At 66.0% G+C, this 16,511-nt stretch carries 17 protein-coding genes; 7 read left to right on the top strand and 10 right to left on the bottom strand.

Annotated features, from left to right (window positions below):
• The first annotated feature begins 104 nt into the window (after positions 1 to 104).
• The 3 genes from AL072_RS17925 to AL072_RS33580 all read left to right on the top strand — a co-directional run bounded on the left by AL072_RS17925 (position 105) and on the right by AL072_RS33580 (position 2,212).
• Entirely contained in the window at positions 105 to 527 is a 423-nt protein-coding gene (locus tag AL072_RS17925) for a CopD family protein (RefSeq protein ID WP_045582929.1), read from the top strand.
• 82 nt (positions 528 to 609) lie between these two features.
• Positions 610 to 1,089, top strand: a complete 480-nt coding sequence (locus tag AL072_RS17920) for a VOC family protein (RefSeq protein ID WP_045582930.1) — start codon at positions 610 to 612, stop codon at positions 1,087 to 1,089.
• Positions 1,090 to 1,264: 175 nt separating this feature from the next.
• A complete protein-coding gene (locus AL072_RS33580; RefSeq protein WP_082109019.1) occupies positions 1,265 to 2,212 on the top strand; it encodes a DUF2971 domain-containing protein in 948 nt (315 codons plus the stop codon).
• A gap of 144 nt (positions 2,213 to 2,356) precedes the next feature.
• Here the strand turns inward: AL072_RS33580 and AL072_RS17915 are convergent, their stop codons facing one another.
• From AL072_RS17915 to AL072_RS17880, 8 genes are all read right to left on the bottom strand, one after another.
• The gene (locus tag AL072_RS17915) at positions 2,357 to 3,373 is read right to left on the bottom strand and encodes an ABC transporter ATP-binding protein (RefSeq protein WP_045582931.1); all 1,017 of its coding nucleotides are present in this window, start codon (positions 3,371 to 3,373) and stop codon (positions 2,357 to 2,359) included.
• The gene (locus tag AL072_RS17910; RefSeq protein ID WP_045582932.1) at positions 3,370 to 4,374 is read right to left on the bottom strand and encodes an ABC transporter ATP-binding protein; all 1,005 of its coding nucleotides are present in this window, start codon (positions 4,372 to 4,374) and stop codon (positions 3,370 to 3,372) included. Before AL072_RS17910 ends, AL072_RS17915 begins: the two co-directional genes overlap by 4 nt.
• A 35-nt stretch (positions 4,375 to 4,409) precedes the next feature.
• Positions 4,410 to 5,468, bottom strand: a complete 1,059-nt coding sequence (locus AL072_RS17905) for a D-TA family PLP-dependent enzyme (protein WP_045582933.1) — start codon at positions 5,466 to 5,468, stop codon at positions 4,410 to 4,412.
• Between the two features lie 82 nt (positions 5,469 to 5,550).
• A complete protein-coding gene (locus AL072_RS17900) occupies positions 5,551 to 5,937 on the bottom strand; it encodes a RidA family protein (protein WP_045582934.1) in 387 nt (128 codons plus the stop codon).
• A gap of 47 nt (positions 5,938 to 5,984) precedes the next feature.
• Positions 5,985 to 7,592 (bottom strand): N-acyl-D-amino-acid deacylase family protein, encoded by a 1,608-nt coding sequence (locus AL072_RS17895; protein WP_045582935.1) that lies wholly within the window; start codon positions 7,590 to 7,592, stop codon positions 5,985 to 5,987.
• A 1-nt stretch (position 7,593) separates the two neighbouring features.
• Positions 7,594 to 8,502 carry an ABC transporter permease gene (locus AL072_RS17890; RefSeq protein WP_082109020.1) on the bottom strand — a complete coding sequence of 303 codons (909 nt, stop codon included), beginning with the start codon at positions 8,500 to 8,502 and terminating at the stop codon, positions 7,594 to 7,596.
• A 15-nt stretch (positions 8,503 to 8,517) separates the two neighbouring features.
• The gene (locus tag AL072_RS17885; protein ID WP_045582936.1) at positions 8,518 to 9,459 is read right to left on the bottom strand and encodes an ABC transporter permease; all 942 of its coding nucleotides are present in this window, start codon (positions 9,457 to 9,459) and stop codon (positions 8,518 to 8,520) included.
• Between the two features lie 248 nt (positions 9,460 to 9,707).
• Positions 9,708 to 11,282 carry an ABC transporter substrate-binding protein gene (locus AL072_RS17880; RefSeq protein ID WP_082109022.1) on the bottom strand — a complete coding sequence of 525 codons (1,575 nt, stop codon included), beginning with the start codon at positions 11,280 to 11,282 and terminating at the stop codon, positions 9,708 to 9,710.
• A gap of 146 nt (positions 11,283 to 11,428) precedes the next feature.
• On the opposite strand from AL072_RS17880, the gene AL072_RS17875 reads away from it, so the two are divergent.
• The 3 genes from AL072_RS17875 to AL072_RS17865 all read left to right on the top strand — a co-directional run bounded on the left by AL072_RS17875 (position 11,429) and on the right by AL072_RS17865 (position 13,321).
• Positions 11,429 to 12,229, top strand: coding sequence for an IclR family transcriptional regulator (locus AL072_RS17875; RefSeq protein ID WP_045582937.1), 801 nt, complete (start codon positions 11,429 to 11,431; stop codon positions 12,227 to 12,229).
• A gap of 302 nt (positions 12,230 to 12,531) precedes the next feature.
• Positions 12,532 to 12,729 carry a hypothetical protein gene (locus AL072_RS17870; protein ID WP_045582938.1) on the top strand — a complete coding sequence of 66 codons (198 nt, stop codon included), beginning with the start codon at positions 12,532 to 12,534 and terminating at the stop codon, positions 12,727 to 12,729.
• Between the two features lie 205 nt (positions 12,730 to 12,934).
• The gene (locus tag AL072_RS17865) at positions 12,935 to 13,321 is read left to right on the top strand and encodes a nuclear transport factor 2 family protein (RefSeq protein ID WP_052710088.1); all 387 of its coding nucleotides are present in this window, start codon (positions 12,935 to 12,937) and stop codon (positions 13,319 to 13,321) included.
• A gap of 82 nt (positions 13,322 to 13,403) precedes the next feature.
• Here AL072_RS17865 and AL072_RS17860 read toward each other — a convergent pair whose 3' ends face one another.
• The gene (locus AL072_RS17860; protein ID WP_425388597.1) at positions 13,404 to 13,805 is read right to left on the bottom strand and encodes an Lrp/AsnC family transcriptional regulator; all 402 of its coding nucleotides are present in this window, start codon (positions 13,803 to 13,805) and stop codon (positions 13,404 to 13,406) included.
• Between the two features lie 219 nt (positions 13,806 to 14,024).
• Between AL072_RS17860 and AL072_RS17855 the strand changes: the two genes are divergently transcribed.
• Positions 14,025 to 15,041, top strand: coding sequence for a 1-aminocyclopropane-1-carboxylate deaminase (locus AL072_RS17855; protein WP_045582941.1), 1,017 nt, complete (start codon positions 14,025 to 14,027; stop codon positions 15,039 to 15,041).
• Between the two features lie 233 nt (positions 15,042 to 15,274).
• Here AL072_RS17855 and AL072_RS17850 read toward each other — a convergent pair whose 3' ends face one another.
• Positions 15,275 to 16,507, bottom strand: coding sequence for an FkbM family methyltransferase (locus AL072_RS17850; protein ID WP_158511078.1), 1,233 nt, complete (start codon positions 16,505 to 16,507; stop codon positions 15,275 to 15,277).
• Between the last annotated feature and the right edge of the window lie 4 nt (positions 16,508 to 16,511).

Below are 16,511 nucleotides of genomic sequence, written 5' to 3'. Positions count from 1 at the left end.
CGAAAGGCGCTTGCATCCGCCGCCGCCTTCGGTGCCTCTCTCCCCGGACGCGCCCGTCCCATCGCCGGGGCGGGGCATCGGTCCTGTCGGGGTGAGAGGCAATCGTGGATTACATCTGGCTCATCGGGCTTCATGTTGCGGCGGTGACGGTCTGGATCGGCGGGATGCTCGTTGCCGCCGTCCTGATCAGCGCCCTGGATGCCGAGACCGCAGCCGACGGGCCGGCCCGCATCCTGCGCGCGGTGAGCCGCTGGGACCGCCGCGTCACCTCGCCCGCCATGGGGCTCGCCTGGATTCTCGGCCTGACGCTGGTGTTCCAGGGCGGCTGGGGGGCGGAGCCGTGGCTGGCGACCAAGATCGCCGTCGTCGTCGCCCTGTCCGCCCTTTACGGCAGGCTCGCCCGCGCCTTGCGGCAGCTCCCCGAACCGGGCCGCCCGCCGGTTTCCGGCCTGCTGCGCTTTTCCCCCCTTGCCGTCATCGCCGGAATGATCGCCATCGTTACGCTGGTGGTGGTAAAACCCTATTGAGCGGCACGCGGGCATAGGCCGGCCGACAGGCCGCAGGGGCCGGCCTCGGGCTGGATTGGGTTTCAGCGCGAAAGGACACGCCATGGCCGTCGCCAAGACCACGATCTGCCTCTGGTTCGACAAGGACGCCGAAGCCGCCGCCCACTTCTACGCCGGGATCTTCCCCGACAGCGCGGTGACCGCCGTCCACCATGCCCCCAGCGACTACCCGTCCGGCAAGGCGGGCGACGTGCTGACGGTCGAGTTCACCGTCACGGGCATCCCCTGCCTCGGCCTGAACGGCGGCCCGGCCTTCACCCACAACGAGGCCTTCTCGTTCCAGATCGCCACCGACGACCAGGAGGAGACCGACCGCTATTGGACCGCCATCACCGGCAACGGCGGCCAGGAGAGCGCCTGCGGCTGGTGCAAGGACCGGTGGGGCATTTCCTGGCAGATCACGCCGCGCGTACTGACGGATGCACTGGCGGCGGGCGGAGACGAGGCCAAGCGGGCCTTCGAGGCGATGATGGGGATGACGAAGATCGACGTGGCGGCGATTGAAGCGGCTCGGCGGGGGTGAGGGAGGAGGTGTGTCGGCTTGTGCCACATAACTGACTCTTGGATACATCCAACGATGTAGGCTAGTCTGCTGGTAGATATGCCAGATAACATGCGCAGCAGAATTGGGAAAATTGGACGGTTAGGTTAGTGGGGTTTCTACCTTAAGGTAACAAGAGTTTTGGGGAGTGAAGAGAATGGCTGAAGGCACTGGCCGTTTATATAAATACTTACCAGAAGAATTGGTTGGTGTGTTATTTACTGAAGACAACCAAGTAACTCTTAAATTCTCAAAACCTAAAGATTTCAACGATCCGTACGAGCTTTTTCTGGCTACAGATTTCGGGGGAGACCCTGAGATGCTTGCATGTTATGCGGAAGCGATTGGTGAGCTTCCTCAGTATCCTACAACATGCTTTTCTCGATCTCCCATCGTAATACCGATGTGGGCGGATTACGCCTATAATCACAACGGCTTCGTGATTGAGTTTTCAGAAGAAGCTATCCTGAAAGAGTTTCCTGAAGCCAGATTTGATAACATTGCTTATCAAGATGGGGCTTCTTACAATTTCTCAGAATTAGTTGCAAGAGTTTTGCATATAGGAAAGCCCAGGTATACATATTTTCTGCAAGCAGCTGTTGTTAATTCTGCTTATTTTACGAAGTCTACATGTTGGGCTTACGAGCAAGAGCGCAGGATGGTCGTAGGGGATAAAGATGTAAGAGCATCAGGTGATTTGATGCTCATGAATATTCCGAGTTCATGTGTTTCTAGCATCATCTGCGGCGCGAGAGCTACGCACGAAACCAAGGCTAGACTCAAAGAGATCGCTCTGAGATATTCTGCTGAGTTCTATGAGCTCAGAATTGGAAGAACTTCTGCTGTCCCTTATATGGTTGACTGGAAGGGGGAAGTTTATTCATTCGTTGATGATAAAATTATGCCAAGTAAGAATTATTGTTTTTCTTGCTCTGAGCCGATTGGGGACGATGAAGAAAATTGCATTTGGTGTCAAATAACTGATGATACCAAGCGAGCGGTAGCAATGAGAAATCCCTATCGGATTCTAGATATTTATGGGGGTTTGGAGAATTATATTGCGGGAATGGACGCTATAGGTCGCGCAGCTAGAAAGAAAAAATGAGATGGAGGCCTGCATAGGCTGGAAATTTACCCGATTTAAGCGCCATTGTGTCCGAAATGGTTCGACAAACTACGACGATGGCCTACCCTTGGCGGGGTTGCTTCGGGGCGGAGCTCAAAGTCCGTTGGTGGCGCAACCGTCCCCTCACCCCACCACCACATCATCCCGGATGCACGCCACCGAATGCCCCGGCGCCACCTCGCGCAGCGCCCGCGCTTCCGGTTCAGCACAGGCCGGCAGGGCGAAGGGGCAGCGGGTGCGGAAGACGCAGCCGGACGGCGGGTTCATCGGGCTCGGTACGTCGCCGTCCAGCAGCATGCGGGACTTCGGCGCGTCGGGGTCCGGGTCGGGAGCCGCCGACAGCAGCGCCATGGTGTAGGGATGGCGCGGGCGCTCGTAGAGGCTGTCGCTCGGCGCGATCTCCATCAGCCGGCCGAGATACATCACCGCCACCCGGTCGCTGATGTAGCGCACCACCGCCAGATCATGGGCGATGAACAGCACCGCCAGCCCCAATTCCCGTTGCAGATCGCCCAGCAGGTTGACCACCTGGGCCTGCACCGAGACGTCGAGCGCCGACACCGGCTCGTCGGCGACGATGAAGTCGGGTTCGACCGCGAGTGCGCGGGCGATGCCGATGCGCTGGCGCTGGCCGCCGGAGAATTCGTGCGGGAAACGGTCCATCGCGTCGGCGCTCAACCCGACCTTCTCCAGCAAGGCCGCCACGCGGTCGCGGCGGTCGGCGCGGCTGCCGATGCCATGGATCACCAGCGCCTCGCCGATGACCTCGCGCACGCGCTGGCGCGGATCGAGGCTGGCATAGGGATCCTGGAAGACGATCTGCATGCGGCGGCGCTGCGCCCGCATCTCCGCCGTCGCCAGCCCGGTGATCTCCTGGCCGTCGAAGCGGATGGAACCGCCGGTCGGCTCGATCAGCCGCAGGATGCTGCGCCCCGCCGTGGTCTTGCCCGATCCGGACTCGCCGACCAGCCCCAGCACCTCGCCGCGGTTCAGGTCGAAGGACAGGTCGTCCACCGCCTTGACCCAGCCGACCGGCCGTTGCAGCAGCCCGCCGCGCACTGGAAAGCGCTTTTCCAGGTTGCGGACGCTCAGCAGGGGCTGTTCGGTCGAAACATCGGCGGTCACGGTCTCGGCGGTCATTGCACGTCTCTCCAGCGGCGGCAGCGGGCGGAATGGTCGGGGCCGACCGGCTCAAGCACGGGTTCGGTTGCGGTGCAGGCCGGCTCGGCCAGCGGGCAGCGCGGGGCGAAGGTGCAGCCGGCCGGGCGGTTCACCGGGCTCGGCACGCTGCCGGGGATGGCGTGCAGCCGGCCACCGTCGCCGCGGCGCTGGCCCAGATGCGGCATGCAGGCCAAAAGCCCGCGGGTGTAGGGGTGCTTGGGCGATTTCAGCAGGGAGCGCACGTCGCCCTCCTCGACGATGCGGCCGGCATACATCACCACCACCCGGTGCGCCACCTCGGCCACCACGCCCAGATTGTGGGTGATGAACAGGATCGAGGTGCCGGTCTCCTCCTGGAGGCGCCGCATCAGATCGAGGATCTGCGCCTGGATGGTCACGTCCAGCGCCGTCGTCGGCTCGTCGGCGATCAGCAGGGTTGGGCGGCAGGCCAGCGCCATGGCGATCATCACGCGCTGGCGCATGCCGCCCGACATTTGGTGCGGATATTCGTCAAGCCGCCGGTCCGCCGCCGGGATGCCGACCTTCTTCAGCATGGCGAGCGCCTCGGCCCGCGCCTCCTTGCGGTCGAGGCCCTGGTGGTAGCGCAGCGCCTCGCCGATCTGGTCGCCGACGGTGTAGACCGGGTTCAGCGAGGTCATCGGCTCCTGGAAGATCATGCCGATCTCGTTGCCGCGGACGCTGCGCATCGCGCGCTCGCTGAGGCGGGCGAGGTCGCGCACCTGGCCGTCGCGGCCACGGAACAGGATCTCGCCGCCGGCGATGATGCCAGGCGGCGACGGGATCAGCCGCATCGCCGACAGGCTGGTCACCGACTTGCCGCTGCCGGATTCGCCGACGACGGCCAGCGTCTCGTTGCGGCGGACGGCGAAGGAAACGCCGTCCACCGCCTTCGACACGCCGGGATCGGCGGTGAAGTGGGTTTGCAGGTTGCGGATGTCGAGCGTGATGTCAGCGTCCATGGCGGAAATCCGGAACTTTGATCGGCGGGTTCGGGTCAGCGCGTGCAGCCGCGGGCCGGCACCGGCCAGTCGCCGACGACCTCGCCGTTGCGGCTGACCGCCATGCGGTCGTGCAGGTTGGTCACCACGCAGACATGGTTGGGCAGGATGCGCACGCGGTCGCCGATGGCGGGCCTTGCCTCGCACTTGCTCAAATCGACCACCGCATGCTCCTCGTTGACGCGGACGATCACCGCGTCGGGGTAGTCGAGGATCAGGCCGTACCCGTCGCCGACCGACGGGGCGACGCGGTCGCTCGACAGCGTCTTGCTGCCGCAGTCCAGCACGGCGCGGTCGGATGTCGGGCGGCTGACCACGGTGGCGAGGACATGCACGGCGCACTCGTCCAGCGTCGCCACGCCGGCGCCCACGGTGGCGCGGTCATGGTAGATGTAGGTGCCGACGCGCAGCTCGGTCACGCCGGGAAGCTCGTGGGTGTCCCAGCAGCCGGGGGTGCCGCCGACCGACACCGTCTCCACCGCGATGCCGGCACCGTCCAGCAGGGCGCGCGTCTCGGCGACGAAGGGCACGGTGCGGGGGCCGCGCGGATAGGTCATCAGGCCGCGGAAGCGGGTCAGCCCGTTGCCGGCGGCGCGGCGGGCCAGCGCCAGAACCTCGCCCGGGGTCTGCACGCCGCAACGGCCGTCGCCGCTGTCGAACTCGACCAGGATGCCGATCTCGATGCCGGCTTGCGCCGCGGCTGCCGCCACGGTGTCGAGCGCCACCGCATTGTCCAGCGCGACGCTGAGCCTGGTCTTGCCGGCCAGCTCGGCCAGCGGCTTGACCTTGGCGGCGCCGACGATGGGGTAGGTCAGCAGGATGTCGGTGCAGCCGGCCTCGGCCATCACCAGCGCCTCGCCGATCTTCTGGCAGGTGATGCCGACGGTGCCCAGCTCGATCTGGCGGAGCGCGAATTGGGGAAGCTTGTGGGTCTTGATGTGCGGGCGCAGCGCCAACCCGTGCCGGTCGCAATATGCCTGCATCTTGGCAAGGTTATGCTCGACCCGGTCGAGGTCGATGACGGGAACGGGGGTGTCGAGGTCGTCGACGCGCATTGGACTGCTCCGGAACGCGGAATGAAGGGAATGGGCCGATCCCGGCCGTCAACGGGACGGGATCGGCCGGAGGCAGGCGATCTTACCCGGCGGACGGCAGGACGGCGATGCAGTCGATCTCCACCTGGATGTTGTTCAGCTCGCAGCCGATGGTGGTGCGGGCCGGCGGCTCGGTCGGGAAGAACTCCGAATAGAGGGCGTTGTATTCCTGGAAACGGCCGAGGTCGCTGAGATAGCTGTTCACCTTCACCACATGGGCGAGGTCGGTGCCGGCGGCCTTCAGGATGATCTCCAGGTTGCGCAGGGTCTGGCGGACCTCGCCTGCGAAATCCTCGGGCAGCGCGCCGGTTTCCGGATGGTGCGGCCCCTGGCCCGACACATAGACGAAGCCGTTCGCGACGATGGCATGGCTGTACTGGCCGGCGGGCTTCGCACCCTTTTCGGCGAAGATCGGCTTGCGGTTGGTCATCGGGTCCTCATTGGTATGGAAAGTGAGTATGGAAATGGTTTGACCTGTCAGGCGCGGGCCAGCGCCTTGCCCGGCCGTGCGCCGGTGTGCCCGCCGTCGCGGAGCACGAATTGTCCGGCGACCAGCACGTCGGTGATGCCGTGCGGCGGCTGCGTCGGGTCCTGGAAGGTCGCGCGGTCCACCACGTCGGCGGTGAACAGGGCGAGGTCGGCCGCCATGCCCGGCCGGACCAGCCCGCGGTCGGCCAGCCCGAAGCGTTGCGCCGGGACGGCGGTCATGTGGCGCACAGCATCCTCAAGCCCCAGCTGCCCCTCGCCTTTGATGGCGCGGACGAGATAGCGCGGGAAGCTGCCGAAGGCGCGCGGATGCGGCTTGCCGGTCTCGCGTGGCAGCCCGTCGGAACCCAGCATGTGCAGCGGGTGCGACAGCGCGGTTTCCAGATCGGCCTCGGCCAGCTGGAACATGACTATGTTGGTCCGGCCGCGGTCGGCGCGGATCAGCCGGACCAGCGTGTCGAAGGGCGGCTCCTTCGCCACCTCGGCGATCTCGGCCAGCGACAGCCCTTCCAGCGTGCGCAGATCCGGCTCGCCGACGCCGCCGATGCGGACATTCTCCCAGCCGATCAGGCGGATCTTGGATTCCCAGCCGGCATCAAGCGGCGCCTCGCCCTCCTCGACCGCGCGGCGCAGCGCCGCCAGTCCGTCCACATCGGCCATGCGGGCCAGCAGCGCGTCGACCCCGCCGTCCAGCGCAGAGGGCGGCAGCAGCTGCAGGATGGTGCTGGAGCCGGCCGGGTAGGGGTACATGTCGAAACTGACGTCGGTGCCCCCCCTACGCGCGATCGCCAGCCGCTCGACTGCCCGCGGCAGGCTGCCCCAATAGGGCCGTCCGGCGGCTTGCAGGTGGGAGAGCAGGCCGCTCGCCCCGCCGGCCTTCAGCAGCTCCAGGAACTCGTCGACCGAGGCGATCAGTCCGCCCTCGTAGGAGCGGACATGAGCGGTCAGCAGCGCGCCATGCGCCGCCACCACTTCCGCCAGCCGCACCAACTCGGCGCGGTCGGCCCAGGCGCTGGGCGGATAGACGAGGCCGAGCGACAGGCCGTGCGCGCCCTGGCACAGCTGGTCCGCCAGCAGGGCCGCCATCGCCTCGCGCTCTTCCGCCGTGGCGGCGCGGTTCTGCCAGCCCATGACGGCGAGGCGCAGCGCGGCGTGGCCGACCAGCGAGACGAGGTTGATGGCGGTGCCGCGCCCGTCGAGCGCCGCGCGGTAGGCGGCGAAATCGGCGAAGGTCTCTTCGGAGGCGACGGTGCCCAGCAGGTTGCCGAAATGCTCGCGGAGCGGGCCGGCGCTGGCCGGGCTCTGCGGGTAGAGCCCGAAGGAGCAGTTGCCGACCACCACGGTGGTGACGCCCTGCGCCACCTTCTCCGGCCGGCCGGGCTGGCGTAGCTGGATCAGGTCGTCGTGGCAATGGGCGTCGATGAAGCCGGGGGCAAGGAAGCGGCCCTGCGCCTCCAGCAGGTCGGCGCCGGGCGCCTCCAGCGTCGGGCCGACGGCGGCGACGCGGCCATGCTCGACCAGGACGTCGGCGGGGAACCAGGGGGCGCCGGTGCCGTCGATGACGCGGGCGCCCCGGATGAGGATGGCAGAGGCACTCATCTCACTTCGCCTTCTGGAGCCGGGGGTCTAGGGCGTCGCGCAGCCCGTCGCCGACGATCTGCAACGACAGCACGGTCAGGACGATGGCGCAGCCGGGGAACAGGATCAGCCAGTCGGCCTGCTGGAAATACTGCTGGGCGCCGGCGATCATGTTGCCCCAGGTCGGGGTGGTCGGCGGCACGCCGACGCCGAGGAAGGACAGCGCCGCCTCCGTCAGGATGGCGTAGGCGAAGATGAAGGTCGCCTGCACCAGGATCGGCGACATCAGGTTGGGCAGGATGTGCAGGAAGACGATGCGCGGGGTCGACGCGCCGAGCGCCGTCGCCGCCTCGATGAAGGGCATCTCGCGCACCACCAGGCAGGCGGCGCGCACCACGCGGGCGACCCGCGGGGTGTAGACGATGCCCAGCGCCAGCACGACGTTGTAGAGCGACGGACCCAGCGCCGCCATGAAGGCGATGGCCAGCAGGATGTCGGGAAAGGCCATCAGCGCGTCGGTCAGCCGCATCAGCACGCCGTCCAGCGGCCGGATATAGCCGGCGGCCAGCCCAAGCAGCGTGCCGAGCAGCGTCGCCACCACCACCACCAGCAGCCCGACCAGCAGCGACAGCCGGGCGCCCAGCATCACGCGGGACAGCACGTCGCGCCCATATTCGTCGGTGCCGAACCAATGGGCGGCCGACGGCGGCTTCAGCCGGCCGAGGATGTCCATCTTCATCGGATTGAAGGGGGTGATCCAGGGCGCCAGCAGCGCCACCGCCAGGATCGCCACCATGACCAGGAAGGACAGCACCACCAGCCGCCGGCGGAACAGCTGGCGCAGCAGCAGGGCGAAGGGCGACCGGCTGCGCTGGGGCCTGGCGGAGGAGGGAAGGGGAACGGCGCCGGGATCGGCGGGAACGCTTGCCATGGAAACCCTCCCTCGTCAGTAACGGACCCGCGGATCGACCACGGCATAGAGCAGGTCGACCGTCAGGTTGATCAGCACATAGATGGCGGACACCACCAGCAGGGCGCCCTGGATGACCGGATAGTCGCGGCGCAGCACGGCCGAGACGATCAGGTTGCCGACGCCGGGCAGGCCGAACACGGTCTCCGTCACGATGGCGCCGGCGATCATCACCGCGGTGGTCAGGCCGATCACCGTCAGGATGGGGATCATCGCGTTGCGCAGCGCATGCTTCAACACCACGACCAGCGGCGGCAGCCCCTTGGCCCGCGCGGTGCGGACATAGTCGTGGCTCAGCACGTCCAGCATGCTGGTGCGGGTGAAGCGCAGGATCAGCGCGGAATTCGGAATGCCGAGCGCGATTGCCGGCAGCACCAGATGGCGCATCCGCTCCATCAGGTCGGCTTCGGGCGGGCCATATCCTGCGACCGGGAACCAGGCATGGTCGACCGCCAGATACTTGATCAGCGTCAGCCCGATCCAGAAGCTGGGCACGCTGGCCGCCAGCATGGCGAGGCCGACGGCCGTCTGGTCGATCAGGCCGCCGCGCTTGGCCGCCGACAGGATACCGACCGGCACGCCGATCAGCATGGCGATGCCGACCGACATCATCGTCAGCAGCGCCGTCAGTTCCGACCGTTCGGCCAGCGCCTGGGCCACCGGCCGGTTGAGGAAGATGGATTCCCCGAGGTCGAAGCGGACGATCTGCCCGAGATAGAGCAGGAACTGCGTCAGCAGCGGTTCGTCGAGCCCGAGCCGGCCGCGCAGGGCCGCGACATCCTCCGGCGTGGCGGAGGAGCCCAGCATGACGGCGGCGGGGTCGCCCGGCACCACGCGGGCGATCACGAAGACCACCATGGCGACGAGCAGCATGACGATCATCATGCCGGCGAACCGGCGGACGATGTAAACGAGCATGATTGCGGTCCCGGACCGAGGAAAAAATCGCGAACGAGCGATCCCCTCTCCCCCCCGGGGAGAGGGTTAGGGTGAGGGGGATGCGCGGCGGCCCTTTGCCGGGGGAATCCACCAAGTGCCTCCCCCTCACCCCGACCCTCTCCCCGCTTTCGGCGGACCAAAGGTCCGCCTGTCGCGTCAGCGCAAACGTCGTTTGCGCGTGAGCGGGGGGAGAGGGGGTATTCAGGAGAGGGAGTTTTCAGTCGCCCTCAGCTCTTCAGGTCGGTGTTCCAGAAGAAGGGCCAGGGGGTCGGCGTGTAGCCGGTCAGCTTGTCGCTGCTGGCGGCAAGGTTGTAGAATTCGCCGACCTTGACGCTGGGCACCTCGCTGTAGAACAGGGTCTGCAGCGTCACCCATTTCGTCTTGCGCGCCGCCGGGTCCATCTCGCGGTTGAAGGCGGCCAGCGCCTCGCGCTTGGCCGGGCTGTCCCACCAGCCGGGATAGCTGGGGTTCAGCACCGTGATCAGTGACGGCTCGGGCACGAAGGTATGGTACGTGAAGAAGGCGTCCCAACCCTTGTCGTCGCCGCGGCGCTGCAGCAGCGTCGCCCAGTCCAGCACCTGGAGATCGACCTTGAAGCCGGCGAGTTCGAGCTGGGCCTGCGCGACCATGCTCATCTTGTAGAGGAACTCGTACTGCACCGAGGTCATGATGCGGATCGGCTCGCCCTTGTAGCCCGCGGCCTTCAGCAGCTCCGCCGCCTTGCCGGCCGCATGGTCGGCATAGGGCTTGGCGCTGGCCGCGTCGTAATAGGGCGTGCCCTGGGCGTAGATCGACCCCTCCGCCTGGACGAAGGCGGGATCGCCGAGGCCGGCCAGCAGCATGTCGTTCGGCTCCAGCGCCGCCAGGACCGCCTGACGCACCTTCTGGTTCGCCATCACGCCGGTCTTGGTGTTCATGATCATCAGCGGGAAGCCGAAGGGCTTGACGATCACGGGCTTGACGCCGGCGGCGTCCTTGATGCGCGGCAGGGTCTCCGCCGGCAGGCTGTCGGCGAACTGGTACTGGCCGGCCAGGACGCCCGAAACGCGGGTGGCGGCGTTCGGCACCGGGACGAAGCGCACCTCGCCGATGACGGCCTTGCGGCTGCCGGCATAGCCGCTGGGCGTGCCGGCGGGCGAGGCGTAGCCGTCGTGGCGGACCAGCCGGATATACTGGTCGGGCTTGTGCTCCAGCAGCTTGTAGGGGCCGGTGCCGACCAGCGACTTCAGGGCGCCCGGCCCGTCGATCACCGATTTCGGCACGATGGCCGCGGCGCCGTTGTTCATCGCCAGGAGCGCGGTCAGCGGCGCGAAGGGTTCCTTCAGCGCGATGACGACGGCGTCGGCGCCCTTGGCCGTGATGCTCTCCACCAGCGGGGCGACGGTCTTGCCGCGCGGCGAGGCCTTGGTCCAATGGTCGAGCGAGGCGACGACGTCGTCGGCCGTGACGGTGCTGCCGTCATGGAAGGTGACGCCGCTGCGCAGCGGGATGGTGTAGGTCTTGCCGTCCGCCGACACCTGCGGCAGGGCCGATGCGACCAGCGGGGCCAGCTTCCAGTCGCCGTCGAAGGTGAACAGCGTCTCGAACATGTGCTGGGTGATGATGCTGACCAGATCGGACGTGGTGCCGACCGGGTCCAGCGTCGGCGGCTCGCCGATGGTGGCGACGGTGACGACCGACGCGCCGCCCTGCTGGGCCTGCGCGGGGGTGGTCCAGGTCCCCAGGACACCGGAGGAAAGTCCGCCGACGGCAAGCGTCGTGCCGAGGGCGGTGTTGAACAGACGTCGCGTAATCCCTGTCATTTCCGTCTCCCGAACCGTTTGTCCGAAATATCGGACGTCGGTCTTGTATTCCAGACAAGCGAACGGTATATCGGACAATGAGCGCTGGCAAGCCGAAAAACCGCGTGCTAATCGGTGTTGCAGAGCAAAAGAGGGGCGCGGATCAGATGAAGGGCGGCGGAGTGGCGGAAAAGCAGGTGGCGGAAAAGCAGGTTGAGGAGAAGCCGACGGGCCGTGCCCGCGGCATCGACCGCGTCATCGCGCTGATGGAGCATCTGCACAGCCGCCGGGCGCCGACGCGGATCGCCGACATAGCGCGCGACACCGGAACCCCGCGCTCCACCATGTACGAACTGGTCAACACGCTGGTTGAGGCGCGCTGGCTGGAACTGCGCGATGGTGACGGCACGGTCTATTTCGGGCCGGCCATGCATTATTACGGCAGCGACTACCTCGACAGCGTCGACCTGATCCGCAAGGCACGGGTCGAGGTCGCCCACATCGCCGAGATGGTGGGGGAGACGGCGCAGTTCTGCACGCTGGACGGCGATAAATATCTGGTCGTGCTGAACGAGCCGGGCCGGCGCATGTTCCGCATCAGTTCGGAGATCGGGATCAAGGTGCCGATCCCCTGGACGGCATCGGGCCGGCTGCTGGTCGACAATCTGAACCGGGACGAGATCCTGCGCTTCATTCCGCCCGAGGATTTCATCCTGCCCGACGGCCGTCGCATCGCCGAGGACGAGTTCATGCAGGACATCGGCCGGGCGCGCAGCCAGGGCTATGTCCGCACCACCGCCCTGGTCGACCGCTTCACCACCTGCCTTGCCGCCCCGGTCCGCGATCCGGCCGGGCGCTGCATCGCCACCATCTGCTTCGTCGTGCCGGCAGACACCACCGAAGAGGCGCAGGAGATGATGATCGACACGCTGAAGGCCAGCGCCGAACGGCTGTCGCCGGGGCGTTGACGGGTGCTGCCTCCGCCATTGCCGTTTGACGGAGGCGCACCCATCTGTTTTATACTGTTGAAGCAGCAGCCAGTAATAGCGCTGCGAAGTCCCCAGAAATCCCCCTGTAGCGCTGCGAAATATCTATATGCCACAAGACATCGGTGCGACCTCGTCTTTCGTAGCGCTATGCTGCAATGCGAAAGAACGCAGTCTGCAATGTGATGTCTGTGCTTTTTCCGGGCCGTGATTGTGACAAACTCTTCCCAACGGAGCGAGGCGATGGCCCTCGGAACTCCCAACCACCTCAAAGGAAGACAGTCATGACCGCGCAAGAAATCGAATCCCGCGTTTTCGCCGCCAAGTTCGCCGTCGTCCGCGTCATCGCCGCCGTCGCCCTGTTTGCCGCGATCGCCGCCACCTCCAACGCGAACGCCATCCTGGCCGCCGACGAAGTCCGTGCCGCCGTCGCCGTCGAGATGGTGCGCTCCCTTCCGGTCATGGTTGCCGACGCTCACTGAGGACGGGGAACGGAGCCCGCCGGGCAGGCGGACTCCGTTGCGACATGGCACGGCGTGACGGTCCGGGTTTCAACAGTCCGACTCCTGCGGCCAACCGGCGCACACCCCGATGCAGATCTGGCCCACAGATGAATACTAGTATATCAATCTGTGAGCCCGCCACCTTCCTGGCGGGCATGGACTGCAATTGACCGGGAGGGTCGCCATGCTCACGAACAATTCCGCCGAATCCGGCACCATCGCTTCGGCCGTCGCCGCCCTGCGCGACGCCATGCTGGCCGGCGACGGCGCGGCGCTGGACGCGATGACGATGGACGAGTTGACCTACGGTCACTCCAACAGCCGCCTGGAAGACAAGGCGGCCTTCGTCAGTGGCCTGGACGGCAAGAACGCCTTCAAGGCAATCGACCTGAGCGACCATTCGTTCCAACTGGTCGGCGACGTGGCCATTGCGCGCCACACCTTCGATTGCGTCAACAACCTGCCGGACGGCAAGACCAGCACCGCGCATATCCGCGTGCTTCAGGTGTGGAAGTCGGTGGACGGCGCCTGGAAGCTGCTCGCCCGCCAGGCTTCTCCGCTGCCGGTCTGACCGCTGTTCAACCGGTTCCATCCGCCCGGCTCCATCCACTGGGCCGGCGATGGGGCCGGTTTTCAATTCTGTGCGGCCGCCCTCAGAAATCCAGCAGGGCGTTGTCGATCACTTCCTTCATCACGAAGAAGGTGCGCGTCTGCCGCACGCCGGGCAGCGCGATCAACTGTTCGCCGTGCAGGCCGTTGAAGTCGGCGATGTCGCTGACGCGAATCTTCAAGAAGAAGTCGAAATCGCCGGCGACCAGATGGCAGTCCAGAACGAAGGGCAGCTTGCGGATCGCCTTTTCGAACTCGCCGAAGCTTTCCGAGGTCGAGCGGTCCAGCACGACCCCGACGATCACCAGCGTCCCGCGATCCACCTTGGCCGGGGCGATCTCCGCCCGCACCGACCGGATGTAGCCCTCCTCGAACAGGCGTTGGGTGCGCCGGTGGCAGGTCGCCGGGCTGACATGGACCGCCTCGGCAACATCGGCATTGCTCATGCGGCCATCCCTTTGAAGATATTGAAGAATCTTGCGGTCCACCGCATCCAGCTCATAAGCCATGAAAGAACCTTCCATATCCTGTCGATAAATAGCCTATTCATCCCGTGAATCTGCATCAAGCCGTCTCATTGATGAAATTGAACGGCCAACTATGAGAGCACCTTTCAAATACGGGGTGATACGGTTGCCTCATCCTACCAGTTGGAGCCCGACACGATGCGCCTCGACCGTTTCGAACGTTACCCGCTGACCTTCGGCCCGACCCCCATCGAGCATCTGCCGCGCCTGACCGCGGCGCTGGGCGGCAAGGTCGAGATCTACGCCAAGCGCGACGACTGCAACTCCGGCCTTGCCATGGGCGGCAACAAGCTGCGCAAGCTCGAATACATCGTGCCGGACGCCATCGCGTCGGGGGCCAACACGTTGGTCTCCATCGGCGGCGTGCAGTCGAACCACACCCGCATGGTGGCGGCGACCGCGGCGAAGATCGGCATGAAGTGCGTCGTGGTCCAGGAAAGCTGGGTCCCGCACGAGGACGCCGTCTATGACCGTGTCGGCAACATCCTGCTGACCCGCCTGATGGGCGCCGACAGCCGCATCGTTCCCGACGGCTTCGACATCGGCATCCGCAAGAGCTGGGAAGAGGCGATCCAGTCGGTCGTGGACGCTGGCGGCAAGCCCTACGGCATTCCGGCCGGCGCGTCGGTCCACAAATATGGCGGCCTCGGCTACGTCAACTTCGCCGAAGAGGTGCGCAAGCAGGAAGCCGACCTCGGCTTCAAGTTCGACTACATCGTCGTCTGCGTGGTGACCGGCTCGACCCAGGCCGGCATGATCGTCGGCTTCGCCGCCGACGACCGCGCCGACCGCGTGATCGGCATCGACGCTTCCGGCACCGCGGAACAGACCCGCAACCAGGTCCGCCAGATCGTTGACAACACCGCCGAACTGGTCGAGCTTGGCCGCAAGGTGCGCGACGATGAGATCGTCATCCTGGAAGACTACGCCTATCCCGCCTACGGCGTCCCCAGCGCCGAGACCAACGAGGCCATCCGGCTGGCTGCCCGCACCGAGGCGATGATCACCGACCCGGTCTATGAGGGCAAGTCGATGCAGGGCATGATCGACCTCGTGAAGAAGGGCTGGTTCCCCGAAGGCTCGAAGGTGCTCTACGCCCATCTCGGCGGCGCTCCGGCGATCAACGGCTACAGCTACACCTACCGCAACGGCTGAGCCTGCAACGGCCGAGTGGCTTTCGTCCCATTCCTCCTCTCTCCCTTCAGGGGGAGAGGAGGGCGAAATGGTGGCCGTCACGCGAAAGCGATCGCAGTTTCCTGGAAGTCATATCGGAGCCGGAAAGTCCGGTCTCCAGTCCCGGTAGCGGCCGCGACGGCGGCCGTGAGAATGCTTGTCCGCAATGCCGGGCTTCTGCGGACGCCGGGACTTCAGGCTCCTGGAGCCGGGGTTCAGTCGACATACAGCACGGTGTCGTGATGGATCGGGCTGTGGTGGCGCAGGCGGTAGCGGCTGTTCGGACGCAAGGTCTCGATCAGGTCGGGGATCGCGGCGAAGTCGTCCACGTCGTGATAGACCGCCACCGTCAGTCTGGGGCGGTGGCGCCGGATGAGGTTCGCCGCTCCGTGCAGGGCCTGGATTTCCGCCCCCTCGATGTCGAGCTTGATCAGCGTCACCGGTCCGATATCGAGACCGTCCAGGGACTGAACGGGTACGGTCACGTCGCCACCCTCGCCCAGCCGCCCGCCCGGACCCTGACCGCTGGAGAAACGCAGCGTGTCCGGATGGCTCCACAGTCCAACCGGATGGAGGGTGACGCGGGGAATGGAGCCGATCCGATCCTGCAAAGGGCCGAGATTGGCCGGATCGGCTTCGAAGGCGTGGATATGGCGGTGGGTGCCCCGTGTCCGCGCAGCGAAGGCCGCGACCGTGTCGCCGTCGAAGGCGCCGCCATCGATCAGCACCTCGTCCTCACCGATGTCGAGCGCATCGGTGAAGAAATACATATCCCGGTAAGGAAGCCGGACCGGCTCCAGCCAGCGGGCGTCCCAGGTCAGGCGGTAGAGCATCACCGAGAGGAAGCAGCGGCGGCTGGCGTCGTCGGCAAAGCCGTTCCGCCCGGCCTCCCAATCCACCAGGGCACCGATTTGTGCGACGGACCCCATCATGTCCGTCGGGCATTGCCCGGCAAGGCGCATCGCCTCGAACAGCGAGAGCAGCGGCCGGCCGCTCGGTTGCCACAATGTCCGGAAATGGGCAACCGCTTCATCGGAATTGCAGCACATGACCCCGACGGCCAAGGGTTCGCGCCGAATCAGGTCGCGAAGTCCGCCATCATCGAGAATCATCCTGCCGTCAAGCAGCTGGCCGGGACGGGCGTTGTCCACAACCCCGATGACGGTCCAGTTTCGGATGGCATGCCGCACGAACGGCTGTGCCATCGCCGATCCGGCTCCGAGAAGAACCAGCGGGGTAAGGCTCGGTTCCAAATCACGGCGGTCCCTGGCCTGAAGCATGCGCCAATCGCCGGACGCTCGCGCCGCCTGGCTCAACCGCTCGCAAAGCGTATGGCGGAGTACCGCCGCCTCTTCACCAACATCTTGCATGCCTTGTCCTCCCCTGTCGTTGCCACCTGACCGGCTGTGCTTGGGCGGTAGGCCGATGCTGCCGACGATGACGGCCAAGCCC

Source organism: Azospirillum thiophilum, from assembly GCF_001305595.1.
In the GTDB taxonomy this organism is placed as follows: Bacteria; Pseudomonadota; Alphaproteobacteria; order Azospirillales; family Azospirillaceae; genus Azospirillum; species Azospirillum thiophilum.
The sequence above is the reverse complement of the archived record's forward strand: the minus strand, read 5'-3'. Positions and strand labels throughout refer to the sequence as shown.